The sequence below is a fragment of the Occallatibacter sp. genome (genome assembly GCF_049802275.1).
Lineage (GTDB): Bacteria > Acidobacteriota > Terriglobia > Terriglobales > Acidobacteriaceae > Telmatobacter.
The window spans coordinates 1-12,089 of record NZ_JBARMD010000171.1 but is presented as its reverse complement, the minus strand read 5'-3'; the positions used below and the strand labels follow the sequence as shown (position 1 = coordinate 12,089).

Here is a 12,089-nt window from a genome sequence, read left to right as displayed (position 1 = left end):
GATATGCGCCAGGCGGAGCCGGTGCGCGCGCACGCTGTGCAACTGTTCCGCGAGCTACAGGCGCTGCATCGCCTGCCGTCGGAGTACGAAGACTGGCTCGCGGCGGCTGCCGTGTTGCGCGATACCGGAAAGTTCATCAACCACCAGGGGCATCACCGGCACACGCAGTACATCGTGTCGATGTCGGAGATGTATGGATACACGCAGGTGCAGCGAACAATCGTTTCGGCGATTGCGCGTTACCAGGGCAAGAGCCGTCCTCAGCCCGACGATCGCGCTCTCCGCAACATTCCTTCAGAGCAGCACAAGAATGTGGAGCGCGCTGTGGTGCTGCTGCGCCTCGCCGTGGCACTGAACCAGGACCGGGCCAGCGATGTGCTCGAGGTGGTCGCGAGGGTTTATCCGAAGCGCGTGTACCTGGAGTTGGAACCGGGCCGGACCGGTGCGGAACTGGAGCTGTGGTCGCTGCGCAAGGAAGCTGACTATTTCCGCGAGGTCTTCGAGCGCGAACTCTTTGCAACGCTCGCGTAGATCCAGCGAGCCATGCGCGGATCGATGAGCCATTGCAGCAGCGGCGGGTGTTTTTCCATATCGATGCGGGCAACTGAACCCTTGCGCATGCGGACGCCGGCTCCACCGTTTCCAGTGATGAGGCGGCCCATGAACTGGAAGAGACTGGGGTTGTGTCCGACTACCAGTACGTCCTGGCGATCGGCGTATTTGCCCAGCAGCTTCTGGAAATCGGCGTAGCTGGCGTTGAGGTCGAGTGCAGAGCTCACTTCAACCTTGCCTTCGTAACCCAGCTCGTTGCCGACGAACTGCGCGGTTTGAAGCGCACGCTTCAAGGGGCTGGAAAGGATCACGTCGGGCTGGACTTTGAGGGCGCCGAGCATGCGGCCCATGATCATGCACTGCTCCTTGCCTTCCGCGACGAGGCCCCGCTTGGCGTCGAGCTTAGCGCTCTCGCGAGGAACTCCAGCATTGGCATGTCGCATGAGGTAGAGGTTCATCGTAGGGGGATGGGCGTATCCGGCAGGGTCAAGCCACTTCCTTTGAGTCTGAATTTTAACACGGCTGTAATATGCCGAGGTAGGCTATATCGCGCAAATCTCTTTTAAAGAGAGGCTTATAAGCAGCTTCTGTTTTGCTCAGAACGGTTGCGAAAGAAGAAATGGGCTGTGCATATTTTCGCCTTCCATTCGCCTTATACTGCGTGCATGGGGGAACGCTCCTCAACCGTCCGTATGCGCCTTGCTGGCAAAATCTGCGCTCGCTGCCGAAACTTTATTCCCGACGATCCTCCCACGCCGGGTGAACGGCTATGTGCGAAGTGCCGCTCGCCGCAGATCCATCGGATCTACATGTATTACATGTATCGGACCAACTGGATGTGCCAGTTTCTTGAGGAGGACCTGAAGACACCCCTTCCACGGCGCTACTACTTTCAAGGCCCGGAGAAGATTCGAGCGATTGTGGAGAAGGTCGGCAACTTCGCGGATCTTCAGGACCGCCAGGCTCTGGACTATGGTCTGGAGATGGGGCGCGGCGGAGTCTGGCTTCAACTTACGGAGGAACAGTACAGGCGGCTCAAGGTTCCGCGTTGATCGGGTCGGCTGCGCAAGGCATTCAGTCCGCCTCTGCTTTCTGTGAAAGTGAGATCGGATTCGCGACTGGCGTGGGCCTCCAGAGTTCGCTGACGAGGAGCCCCCACACTCGTTTCTGTTGCCTGGTCAGGATGAATCCGGCTCTTTGCAGCGCATCACGATGCCGAGGCAGTTTCCGGATCGTGAGTCCGGTCATGAATCTGAACGCAAGATAGAGTGCGGTCACGAGCGGCTTGGCAATGAGGCGCCCATACCAGTTGTCGGGAATGGCGAAGTCGGAAACTACCCAGAGGGCATCGGGTGTCATGGATCTCCGAAGGCGTATTGCCAGGGATTCCACCTCGATGGTTGTCAGGCAATCGAGAAAGAAATGCGTAGCAACGAGGTCAAACCCGCATGAAGCGAGATGGAGTTGGCGGGCATCGGCCAAATGCGGGTGCACGCGGCCAGCGTTGAGACCTGCGCGCTGCATCAGTCGGCGCAGCATCGCATCGCTTGCGTCCACGACCTCGACTACGATGTGCGGATTCTGTTTGAGCAATTGCGCGGTGAAGCGCCCGTCGCCGTCTCCGATAACCAGAGCGGTTCGCCGGTTTTTCATTTCGCCAAGGAATGCGCGCCGGCATTGAGAGAGTATCGGACCGAAGCTGAACCACTCGAGCCAACGATAGACGCGCGCCAGTCGGTTGAAATTGGCAGGTTGGGAAGACGCGAATTGGTCATGCTGGATCAACTCCAGGGTTGCGCTTCTCACAGTCAGCGTGCCCCCAGAATCACGAAAACAAGCGGCGCCAGCAGGACCAGGTCGGCAAGCGTGCGCAGGGTGAGTGCAGAGATACGAGTTCGGGTGCGATCGAACAGAGACAGAAGCAGCGCGCTTATTGCAGCGGAAAAGGCGAGAGCGGAGGCGCGCGTATCCATAAAGAGAAAAGCTCCGGATGCGGCGAGGCCGGCGATGCCGAGAACGAATGTATGCAGGAAGACGGTCGTTTGATTCATCGATGATTCCCAACTCTCAATTGCGGCGCAGTTCGCCCATGCAAGGGCCACGAAAAGAATGAGACTGGCAAAGATCGGCCATGACGCCGAGTGGAGACGCGTGAGCGTTGGCGCGGAGCAACCGGCGGTGAACAGCAGACCCACCAGCAACTCCTTCGAAGCGAATCTGCGCAGCCACCGGGGAAGCCTCGCCGTCATATGCACGCCTGAAAAGTACATAAGTGCGGCGGCGGCCAGAATGGAGTTGCGACTGCGCGCCGCGACCGGCATGCGTAGCGCGATGAGGCCTGCTGCAACTGCGGCTGCCGCGCAGGCGATGGGAATCAGCGTGCTCCGATGCCGCCAATGAAAATAATGGCGCTCGCGCAGAGCATCAAGATTGCCCGAGCGGATTGCACGACGGGCGTCGAGCAGGCGATCGCCTACGTACACGGTCCATGTTCCACATGCGAGAAGCAGCAGGATCCAGAGGTCCAGGTGAACGCCGGCTGCCCATGCAAAGGCTAGTGCCCACACCACGGCGACCGTGGGCGCGTCGAGGCTGGCGAGATGCCATAGATGGAGCGCGCGCGGAGCTTGACCGAGGCGGAGCGGCGCGCGTTCACAAATCTTTTGGCGCTGAGTTAGCGGGTTGGCCAGGGGAAAAGCCACTGCTGTGATTGTAAAAGGAGCGAGCGTGAGGATGTAGCGGTTCCGGCGAAGGTCAGGCCCTGAGGGTTTCGTTTACGAGTGCGTGGAGCTTTGCATTGACGTCCTGAGCACTGACGAAGAACGGTGTCTTGAGACAGGTGAGGACCAGTTCCTGTTTTTCTTCGCAGTAGTTCCACTCGAGCTCAACGCCCATTCTGCTTGCGCGCCCATTGTTGCCGTTGATCACCATGCCTGCGGCTCTCGCCTTTTCAATCAATTTTGCGTATTGCGCCTGAGTGATTCCTGTAAATACCTGCGGTGTGTCTGCTGTCATGTGGTTCTCCCTGCGCGACGTTTGTGCGTGTGCAATTAAGCACGGACGGTCGGACTTTCTATCCTCTTCAGACTGTAGCAAGGTGAGTCAAATTGCCTGCAAAAGCTCAAAGGAAGAGTGCTGTTTGGATTGAGCAACTTAGAAGGAAAGATAAGACTCGATGCTTGACGAGAACTGGAGTAATTCCGCGAAAAGGACTTATCGCCTATAAGCAGGAGGATTTTTCAATCAGGTTTATTCTCGGCGACGGATGTCTATTTCTCATCGGCCCCGTCGTCCTCATACCAACTGCACGCCTCGAGCATGGCAATACGTTCGCGTAACGCCTGCTGGAATTCGGCCAGGCCGTTGTAGCCTTGATCGAACTCGCTGCTTTGGTCAACGCACTCGACGTGTGCCGCTGGTGGTTGAGCAAGAAAGATTGTAGTAAAGACGCGCATAGGTGTTCTTTACGATGGTCCCACAACTTTGGTTCAACGCTTCCGCTTTGTTGGTGATATTCGTCACCCGGCTTTCGCAGCAGAAGAGAGGCGCTATTCGGGTCATCGAAGAATCGAGATCCCGGACTTGCCGAGGTTCGGGATCCCGTCTTCAGGTCGTTCCTAGGTGCCGATAGCCTCGGCTGTTAATGCGGTGATGGCACCGCTGATGCATTTTTTTAGGTCCGATACGATTTTGCCGTCTTTTCCGGGGTAGAGTGTGTGCTCCAGGAGATACAACGTGCTTTTGAGGATCTCTATTACATTTAATGGGATTTCGTAGGGCATGATCTTTACACCGCTTTCAATAGGTTTAAATTTCTTGGGCCCAAACTATAAAGATTGAGATGCCGGTCGGTCCGAGATGGTTTACGGGTGTAATGTTTCGTGGCCTGCCTTAAACGGCAACCATTGCGTTTACACGCAGTTTCCGCTTGCGCAATTGCAGAGTTGCCTGGCGATGGCAGCGCAGGCAGAGAGTGCGGATATTCTCGAGGTCGCACTCGCCTCCGCCTTCGACGACAGGCACAATGTGATCCGCATCCCACAGGCTTTTGCGCGATCTGTTGCGCATGCCCCAATGATCGAGGAGTGATGCGCGGTTCGCGCCCCGCGTGTAGCGTAGCCTGCGGGCCTCGGCAATGGTGTCGATCTCGCAAATTGCACAGATGCCGCGATCGCGTTCGAGCACCTGCTCGCGAAGATACGCCGGCTGCGTGCGCAGTTTCCATTCGTGCACGCAGAACGCAGAGCAGAATGTGTAGCGGCCGCGCGGAACCTCAAGCGAACACCACCGACAGATGCCCCGCCCGTTGGGGCCGCGAGGGATTGCCCTGCGATCAATCCAACCGCCTCGCATCGCGCGTGAGGTGCTCATCGTTTTGTTCTAAACGGCGCGGCCGCAATTTGGTCGATGTTCTGCGCGACGGGTACAAAGAAGAGCACCCGTAATTGAGGTGGGAGATCTCGTGCCTGCCTGACTATTTCGAAGTTCGGTCTGCCTGGGAGTTCTCGTCGCCGCGAACACTACTGGTGTTATCGGGGGTGCCGGCTTCGGCTTCGTCCTGATTGCCGGGCGTTTTTTCAGATCCGCTGTTTTTATCGGGATCAGGAGCAGGGGGTATGCGCATGTCGTAGTGGAGTGGGTCAGGGGGTTGTTCGGGCATACGGTCTCCTGAAGTGGATTGGATGCGGACGAGTGGCGAGGGGACATATGGATGCCCTGGACAGAGGGACTACGGCAATTCCTACGCGCTGAAACGGACCTTGCGCCGCAGAAGAGCGATGTGGTTTCAGAACTCGTATGAGTTCGCGATTGAACCTTTATTTTGCCGCCGGTTTGGATTTCTCCAGGTCTTTCGCGCCGGAGAGATGTTTATCGAGCACCGGCAGGGTTGCTTCGGCGTAGGACTTGATAACATCGTTCTGCGCGTCAGACGCTTCCTTCTTGTAGATCGCGATGGCCTTGGTGTGCCCTGAGACCATTTCCTGTGCATATTTGCGATCGAATGCGGTGCCTTTGAGCTTCTGGAAGGGAGCGATCATGGTTTTGTTGTTTTCGGCGTCAATGGCCGTGGGCACGGTGAGATTGGCCTGTTTGGCGGCGTCGGTAAGCTGCTTGTAGTCGCTGGTGTGATCGGTGACGAGCATGTTGCCATAGTCCTTCACCTGCTGTGTGCTGCCGGCATCTTGAGCCAATTGCCCAAGATTGGCCTCGACCATATCGGTTTGTCCGGCGAAATCGACGAACTGCTGATCGGTCATGGTCTTTCCTGCGGCTGATTTCTTCTGGGCCAGGACGGGGAGGGACGCGACGAGGATGCAGCAAGCGGCTGTAAGAATGCGCTTCATGTGGATTCTTCTCCTGATTTTGAGGATTTGTCTTCTGCGGAAATGGGCAGGGATCAGACAGATGTACGGGGACATACGAATTTGTGGCAGTTGCACGGGTACCACCCATATCGGACGGAGGTGACAAATCGCGCGACGGACGCGCCGCGGGCCACCCATTACGTCAGGTTGGATGCGGGCGGGGTCCCCGGGGTATGTTTCGCAGTCGATCGCGATTTGCGGAGGTGGTCTAGTCGGCCGCGTGGGCGGGTTCGGAATCGGCTTTTTTTGAGCGGCGAACCGGCGCCGCGGCGGCTTTGATTTCGGGGATGGCGCTTAGATCGACTTTGCCTTCGGAAAGCTTCATAAGGAAATCCTGAGCGGAAAAGGGCTGGCTACCATTCGCTGCCGAGGCGCGCCGGTAAGTGCCATCGGCCTGCTGAATGCGTGCCTTGATGGTGTCGGCGAGATAGGCGGGAAGAATCTCGTCGTGAATGCGCGCCTTGACGGCCGGGTCGCGGACAGGAAAGGCGACTTCGCAGCGTTCGAAGAGATTGCGCGGCATCCAGTCGGCCGAGCCGAGGTAGATTTCGTCGTCTCCACCGTTCGCGAAGTGAAAGATCCGGGAGTGCTCGAGGAAGCGGCCGACGACGGAACGGACGCGGATGCGACTGGAGAGGCCTTTGACCCCGGGCCGAAGGATACTGAGGCCGCGAATGATGAGGTCGATTTCGACGCCTGCGTTGGAGGCATCGTAGAGGGCTTCAATCACACTGGGCTCGAGAAGCGCGTTCATCTTGGCGACGATGTGCGCGGGGCGGCCGGCGCGGGCGTGTTCCGTCTCGCGGCGAATGAGGCCGAGAAAACTTTCCGCCATGGTGAGCGGAGCGACGAGCAGCGGGCGATAGTCGTCGATCTCCGCGTGCGCGGTAAGGTAGTTGAACACCATGTGCACGCGCTCAGTGATTTGCGGGTCACACGTCAGCAAGCTTAGGTCGGTGTAGAAGCGCGCAGTGATGGGGTTGTAGTTGCCGGTGCCGAGGTGGCAGTAGCGGCGAGTGACGCCATCTTCGTCGCGACGTACAAGCAAGGCGAGCTTGCAATGGGTCTTGAGGCCCACGACGCCGTGGAAGACCTGTACGCCGGCATCCTCCATACTGCGCGCCCAGCGAATATTGGAGGCTTCGTCGAAGCGGGCCATCAGTTCCACGACGAGAGTGGCTTCTTTGGTAGCGGCGGCTTCGATGAGTGCGGAGAAGACGGGCGAATCCTGGCTGGTGCGGTAGAGCGTTTGCTTCATGCTGACAACGGCAGGATCTTCTGCGCCCTGCTGGATGAAGTCGACGACAGGGTCGTAGGAGTCGTAGGGGTGGTGGAGCAGGACGTCGTGTTGGCGAAGTTCGTCGAAGATGTTGGTCGACTTGCGGCTGAGATGGAGCGGCCTCGGTGCGAAGGGTGAGAACTTGAGGTCGGGGCGCTGGATGTCTGAGTAGAAGAACATGAGGCGCGAGAGGTTGACCGGGCCGTCGTCGGGGAAGACCTGGTCTTCATCCAGTTCGAAGTTGACGCGCAGCCGTTCCACGATTTCGGGATCGGCGCCAGCTTCGATTTCGAGACGAACCGCATCGCCTTTGCGACGGTTGTGAAGCTCAACGCGAATGGTCTCGAGCAGCGAGCGCGCTTCTTCCTCTTCGAAGTAGAGGTTCGAGTTCCGGGTGACACGGAAAGCGACACGCGACTGAACTTCGTAACCGCGGTACATGCCGCCGAGGTTTTGCGCGATCAAGTCCTGGAGAAGCAGGTAGTCAAATTTGCCGTCTTCCGCGGGAAGGCGAACGAAGCGGGGAAGTGCGCGCGGTACGGTAACGACGCCGAGCACCTGAGGTCCCGAGCTTTTGCGTTTGCGGCGGAGAAGCAGGGCGAGGCAGAGAGCCTTGTTCAGTACGCGCGGGAAAGGATGCGCAGGGTCAATGGCGATGGGGGTGAGGAGGGGATCGACTTCGCGCTGGAAGTAAGCCTGGGCATAGGCGCGGGCATTTTCGTCCAGTTCTTCCCATTCCATGAGGCGGATGCCTTGTTTGCGGAGTTCGGGAAGGAGCTGGTCGTTCCAGCAGCGGTACTGGGCTTCAACGAAGGTGTGGATTTCGGCGGTGAGTGAGGCCAGCGACTCGTCAGGGCGGAGGCCATCGTAGCCTTGCTCACGGTAGCCGTCTTCAATGCGCTGCATGAGTCCGGCCTGGCGGATTTCCACATACTCGTCGAGATTGGAACCGGTGATGGCAAGAAACTTGACCCGTTCAAGGAGCGGATTGGAAGGGTCTTCGGCTTCTTCGAGGACGCGCCGATTGAACTGCATCCAGGAGTGGTCGCGTCCGGTAAAGAGCTTTTGTTTCTGCTTCGTCGTGGGCATTTGCGTGCGTACAAACCGTGATGGCAAGTCTACAGCGTCTTGCGGGGAAACTGGAATGGGCAGTGTGGGATCGTCCCAATAGTCATGGTTACAGCAGGAGCGCACGCGGGGTGTTAAAGGGATGCAAAAAGGAGGGACCCGGCGCTCTTCCGTGCCCGATCGACGTCATGCGCTCTTCGCCGCGGCGTGCCTTGAGAGCACGAATTTCAGGAAGAGCACATAAATTGCCGATGTTAGGAATCCAACGACCGAAGCTAAAACCATGGTATAACCCGCCCCCATCCCTTCGGGGTTGCCACTCCAGAATCCCCAGAAAAAGTTCTCTGTATTTTTCATGAGCAGACCCAAGACCAGAATTGTTGCTGGCCCGATCAGAAATCCACCGAGAAGGAGGATTGCACTTCGCCGCCCGTTCGCATCTTTGAGGCGAAAGATGAACGGCAGATATAAGCACCAGACGGGGAATGCAGCCATCAGGGTGACGCGAAGAACTAAGAGGACCGCCCCATATATTTCACCGACAAGGAGGCCAAATGGGATTACGACCAGAACGAAGGAGATGAACCAGAAACAAGTGCGTTTCAAAATGCTCACCCAGTCGTTCCCGGTTGATTCCGGCACTCCCCACCTCCCTGAATCACGCGCCTAGTCTAATACGTTCCCAGCCACCAATTCTTTAGGCGCAATTATCACGATCGAAGAATTGACCCGGGATGGGTGGCGGGTTGAGGATAGAGGCTTGGCGAAACCCCGCATCCTTCCCTGAAAAAGAGGAGCTCTCGATGAATTCCAAAGACAGCCTGATTCCACAGGAGCCGATCCCGGCTGGTGCGGACGATTTTTCGAAGAAGGTCCAGGGACTGCTCGACGGCCACCCGAAAGATGAAGCCACGGTGAGCAACGTTCTGGAAGGCATGGATGACATGCTGGAGCGGATAGCCGCAGGTCTTTACAATATGGCTTCGATGCTGGTGGGCGAAGGTGAAGCCAGTATAGGGCTGGTGGAGACCGCGGTGGCACGGACAGATATTTCGGCCTGCAGCGATGCCGCAGAGGCTCGGCGGAGCAGCCGGGGAGCTCTGGGTGCTGCTGCAATTGAACTGATTGCGGCGCGGACACCGGGCAGCCTGGTGGCGCCTGAGGGGCTGGTTCATGCCTCGACCTGCATCGAGGACGACGATCTGGAATCGGCGGGAATTTCTCGTGCAGAACTGGAAGGCATGTTAGCTGGTCCAAACCGCGACAACGTGAAGAACTGGATTGAAGGCCTGCCGACCGAGACGCGCGTGATTTTCGTGCTGCGGGCGGTGGCGGGCTTCACAGCGAATGAGACCGCAGACATGCTGGCCGATCATGGTGGCAAGGGCGCGGAAGGCTGGAATGCGGAAGCAGTTCGGGAGATCTTCCGGCAGGGGCTGTGTTCGCTGGCTTCGCAGTTGATTCATGCGGCGACGGCAAGATAAAGACGGAGACCGAGGGGGGGACGTACGGACTTCGGTGGTGTGTTGGGGAATACACCGCCCTTCGTTTTTTGTTCGGTACACTAGATAAAGAACCTGCCTGCCCACATAGGGCATCTATTGGAGTGCAAACAACTTTCCGGCAGATTTCCATTGCCGGGGTTTCAAAATACGATCGATGTCTTCAGACGACTGTAGGAAGTACCCAAAATATCTCTGTGCCTGTGCGCTATTGGCCCTCCTGATGGGGACTAGGACGGCGCTGCCGGTCATTGCGCAGCAACTTCCCGCTCAGATACCAGGGCAGAGCGCAGGACCAGCCACGGGCAGCTTTCAGGGAAGTGTCACTGCGGGCCAGGCGACCGGGCTGACCCTGGATTTGTCGCTGGATGATGCCATGCAGCGGGGCCTGAAAAACAACCTGGGCGCGATTTTGAGCGGAACTCAAACCGATGCGGCGCGGGCGCAGCGGTTGACCCAGTTGCAGGCGTTGCTGCCGGATGTGGAATTTAACGCACACGAGGCTGTGTCTCAGGTTGATCTGGCGGCGCAAGGGTTGCGGATTCCCGGGTTCCCGACGATTATCGGGCCATTCGGCTATACCGATCTCCGAGGATCGCTGACTTGGTCGCTGCTGGATTTGAAGTCTCTGCGGACGTATATGGCGGCAAAACACCAGTTCACGGCGGCGACGCTCTCAGAGCAGGATGCGCGTGACATGGTGGTGCTGACTGTGGGCAATGCCTACATGCGGGTGTTGGCCGACGAGGGGCTCATAGAGAGTTATGTTGCGCAGGTGGCAACGGCCAAGGTTTCGCTCGACCAGGCGAACGCAAGTCATGACGCTGGAACTTCGCCGAGACTCGACGTATTGCGTGCGCAGGTGGATTATCAATCGCTGCAGCAGCAGTTGATTGTGGCCCAGAACGCCTTTGAGAAAGACAAGCTGTCGCTTGCACGCACGATCGGATTGCCTTTGGAACAGAAGTTCAATTTGTCTGACAAGGAGCCGTACGCGGCTTTCGACAACATCGATGTGGATGCCTTGATCAAGCAGGCCCACGCTGATCGCAAGGACCTGGCATCGATGGTGGAGCAGACTGCCGCGGCCGTTGAGCAACGGAAAGCGGCTACGGCGGATCGGTATCCGACAATCAAATTTGACGGAGACTACGGCGTCATCGGACCCAACCTTGGAAGCTCGCATGGGACAGGTAATGCGGCAGGCACCTTGAGCGTGCCGATCTTCAGGGAGTACGGACTGCGCGGCGAGGCGGAGGTTGCGCAGTCGCAACTGGATACGCAAAATGCGCAGTTGAGCGATTTGAACGCGCAGGTGGATGCCGATGTACGCGACGCGCTGCTGGACATCGAAGCGGCACAAAAGCAGGTTGAAGTCTCGCGATCGAGCGTGGACCTGGCAACGGAAGCACTGAGCGAGGCTCAGCAGCGCTATGTGAACGGCGTCGACGACAACCTCGCGGTGAGCCAGGCGCAGAGGTCGGTCGCGCAAGCCAATGATCAGTACGTATCGAGCCTCTATCGAAACAACGTGGCCAAGCTGAGTTTGGCAAGAGCGCTAGGTGCGGGGCAGGACTACAGGAAATATCTAGGGCCAAAACCGTGAAGCTGGATTTGAGACGCGTGAACACTGGTTTTGCAATCGGAGGGAAGTAGACGTGGCGGATACAACCACAACAACAGTGCAGGCGCCGCGGGATGAGAGCACCGAGGTGACGCAGCCTCCTTCTCGCCGCAGGGGCATCATCATCGCGGTGGTCGTGGTGCTTATTCTTGCGGGGCTCGGCTTCTGGTGGCACTCGACCTATTACGAAGACACAGACGACGCGCAGATCAATGGACACCTGATCCAGATCAGTTCGAGGATCGCGGGGCAAGTCGCCAAGGTCGAGGTCGATGAGAATCAGCAGGTGAAGGCGGGTCAGGTGATTGCGGAGCTTGATCCACGGGACTACCAGGTCGCCGTGGAAAACGCAAAGGCCGCACTGGCCAGTGCGCAGGCCGCCGCGGCAGCAGCGAATGTGAACATCCCGATTACGACGATCAACACCGGCAGCAATCTGAGTTCAGCCGGGGCGGATGTGAGTGCGGCAACGGCCTCGATTTCACAGGCTCAGTCACAGTTGGCAGCCGCCCATGCGCAAGTGATTCAGGCAGAGGCCAACGCTTTGAAAGCGCAGCAAGACCTGGCTCGCTACAAGCCGCTTGTCGAAAAAGATGTGATCAGCAAGCAGCAGTTCGACGGGGCGGTAGCGGCAGCGGATGCCGCGAAGGCCGCAGTTGAGAGCGCGCACGCGAATGAGCGGGCTGCAGGGGATGCCG

The 12,089-nt window shown here is 58.2% G+C and carries 14 protein-coding genes and 1 pseudogene; 5 read left to right on the top strand and 10 right to left on the bottom strand.

The features are described 5' to 3' along the window. A pseudogene (locus tag WA354_RS05530) lies at positions 1-531 on the top strand (exopolyphosphatase); the annotation flags it as partial. Here the strand turns inward: WA354_RS05530 and sixA are convergent. Beyond that, positions 483-1,010 carry a phosphohistidine phosphatase SixA gene (sixA, locus tag WA354_RS05525; protein WP_472812011.1) on the bottom strand — a complete coding sequence of 176 codons (528 nt, stop codon included), beginning with the start codon at positions 1,008-1,010 and terminating at the stop codon, positions 483-485. The pseudogene WA354_RS05530 and the gene sixA overlap by 49 nt on opposite strands. Positions 1,011-1,178: 168 nt before the next feature. Between sixA and WA354_RS05520 the strand changes: the two genes are divergently transcribed. Next, positions 1,179-1,604, top strand: coding sequence for a hypothetical protein (locus WA354_RS05520; RefSeq protein WP_472812010.1), 426 nt, complete (start codon positions 1,179-1,181; stop codon positions 1,602-1,604). Between the two features lie 22 nt (positions 1,605-1,626). Here WA354_RS05520 and WA354_RS05515 read toward each other — a convergent pair whose 3' ends face one another. The 9 genes from WA354_RS05515 to WA354_RS05475 all read right to left on the bottom strand — a co-directional run bounded on the left by WA354_RS05515 (position 1,627) and on the right by WA354_RS05475 (position 8,907). Next, a complete protein-coding gene (locus WA354_RS05515; protein ID WP_472812009.1) occupies positions 1,627-2,358 on the bottom strand; it encodes a class I SAM-dependent methyltransferase in 732 nt (243 codons plus the stop codon). Between the two features lie 2 nt (positions 2,359-2,360). Further along, positions 2,361-3,254, bottom strand: a complete 894-nt coding sequence (locus tag WA354_RS05510; RefSeq protein ID WP_472812008.1) for a hypothetical protein — start codon at positions 3,252-3,254, stop codon at positions 2,361-2,363. A gap of 52 nt (positions 3,255-3,306) precedes the next feature. Further along, positions 3,307-3,567 (bottom strand): hypothetical protein, encoded by a 261-nt coding sequence (locus WA354_RS05505; protein WP_472812007.1) that lies wholly within the window; start codon positions 3,565-3,567, stop codon positions 3,307-3,309. 254 nt (positions 3,568-3,821) lie between these two features. Beyond that, positions 3,822-4,007 (bottom strand): hypothetical protein, encoded by a 186-nt coding sequence (locus WA354_RS05500; protein WP_472812006.1) that lies wholly within the window; start codon positions 4,005-4,007, stop codon positions 3,822-3,824. Between the two features lie 436 nt (positions 4,008-4,443). Then, entirely contained in the window at positions 4,444-4,923 is a 480-nt protein-coding gene (locus WA354_RS05495; RefSeq protein ID WP_472812005.1) for an HNH endonuclease, read from the bottom strand. A 103-nt stretch (positions 4,924-5,026) separates the two neighbouring features. Continuing rightward, the gene (locus WA354_RS05490) at positions 5,027-5,212 is read right to left on the bottom strand and encodes a hypothetical protein (protein ID WP_472812004.1); all 186 of its coding nucleotides are present in this window, start codon (positions 5,210-5,212) and stop codon (positions 5,027-5,029) included. A 157-nt stretch (positions 5,213-5,369) separates the two neighbouring features. After that, positions 5,370-5,897 (bottom strand): DUF4142 domain-containing protein, encoded by a 528-nt coding sequence (locus WA354_RS05485; RefSeq protein ID WP_472812003.1) that lies wholly within the window; start codon positions 5,895-5,897, stop codon positions 5,370-5,372. 229 nt (positions 5,898-6,126) lie between these two features. After that, positions 6,127-8,286 (bottom strand): polyphosphate kinase 1, encoded by a 2,160-nt coding sequence (gene ppk1, locus WA354_RS05480; RefSeq protein WP_472812002.1) that lies wholly within the window; start codon positions 8,284-8,286, stop codon positions 6,127-6,129. Positions 8,287-8,451: 165 nt separating this feature from the next. Then, on the bottom strand, positions 8,452-8,907 hold the full coding sequence (locus WA354_RS05475; RefSeq protein ID WP_472812001.1) for a hypothetical protein: 456 nt from the start codon (positions 8,905-8,907) through the stop codon (positions 8,452-8,454). Between the two features lie 161 nt (positions 8,908-9,068). On the opposite strand from WA354_RS05475, the gene WA354_RS05470 reads away from it, so the two are divergent. The 3 genes from WA354_RS05470 to WA354_RS05460 form a co-directional block, all read left to right on the top strand. Next, positions 9,069-9,749 (top strand): hypothetical protein, encoded by a 681-nt coding sequence (locus WA354_RS05470; protein WP_472812000.1) that lies wholly within the window; start codon positions 9,069-9,071, stop codon positions 9,747-9,749. Positions 9,750-9,990: 241 nt separating this feature from the next. Beyond that, complete coding sequence (locus WA354_RS05465; RefSeq protein ID WP_472811999.1) at positions 9,991-11,373, top strand: TolC family protein; 1,383 nt, start codon at positions 9,991-9,993, stop codon at positions 11,371-11,373. A gap of 52 nt (positions 11,374-11,425) precedes the next feature. Then, positions 11,426-12,089 (top strand): HlyD family secretion protein (locus WA354_RS05460; RefSeq protein ID WP_472811998.1); only part of this gene is annotated, 664 nt, incomplete at its 3' end.